The 664-nt window shown below is 66.1% G+C and carries 1 protein-coding gene; it reads right to left on the bottom strand.

The genetic code is table 11. The annotated features are described in order from the left end of the window. Positions 1-87 precede the first annotated feature (87 nt). Positions 88-513, bottom strand: a complete 426-nt coding sequence (locus tag U8525_RS34380) for an RDD family protein (RefSeq protein ID WP_374270957.1) — start codon at positions 511-513, stop codon at positions 88-90. Positions 514-664: the final 151 nt, after the last annotated feature.

Genomic DNA, 664 nt, shown 5'->3' with positions numbered 1-664 from the left:
GCGCTCGCCGCCATTGAGAACCCAGGCACGGTCACACTTCCGAAGAGCCAGGACTGACGGTCGCTCCTGCCGGCCGTCCCGGGCGGGTCAGCACGGCGCCGGGACGGGGCACGGCGAACAGTTACGAATTCCCAAGAGCCGCTTGCCGACGCTCGCCCCCGTGCCTCGAATCAGGCTCGCCTGCACGAGCAACGCGAGGAGCGCCGGGCCGTAGACGACTGGAGCCTTCATCGCCGCCTCGTCCGGAATGGCCAGGCACCGAAGCACGCTCAGAAACAGGGACGGGAGCACGAGTGCTGCGCCATCGATAAGGCTGGCTGCGAGCCGGGCCCTGCGCGTCGCCAGCTCCGGAGCCGCATGGAGGCACCGAAGACACAGGCCCGCCCCGGACGAAGCACAGAAGGCACAGGTGAAGGTACCGCAACGCGTACAGGCCAGGGCGGCGGAGAAGCCAGGATGCTCGGAGCATGGGGACTCCGAAATCGATTCAAGAGCCTCGCGGAAGTCGGACATGGAGGGCCGCAGCACAGCTAGGCCCAATGCCGGTCAGTTAGGGCGGGGGCGCTTCACCCACTTCTTGTCGTAGTTGCTCATCTTGATTTTGACGACTCGTGGGAAGCGCCTCTCGCTCCTTCGTTCCGGTAACAGCAGCAACCCCAAGTGC

The sequence above is a fragment of the Corallococcus sp. RDP092CA genome (assembly GCF_041903675.1).
In the GTDB taxonomy this organism is placed as follows: domain Bacteria; phylum Myxococcota; class Myxococcia; order Myxococcales; family Myxococcaceae; genus Corallococcus.
Note: the sequence above shows the minus strand (reverse complement) of the source record. Positions and strands in the feature narration are given on the sequence as shown.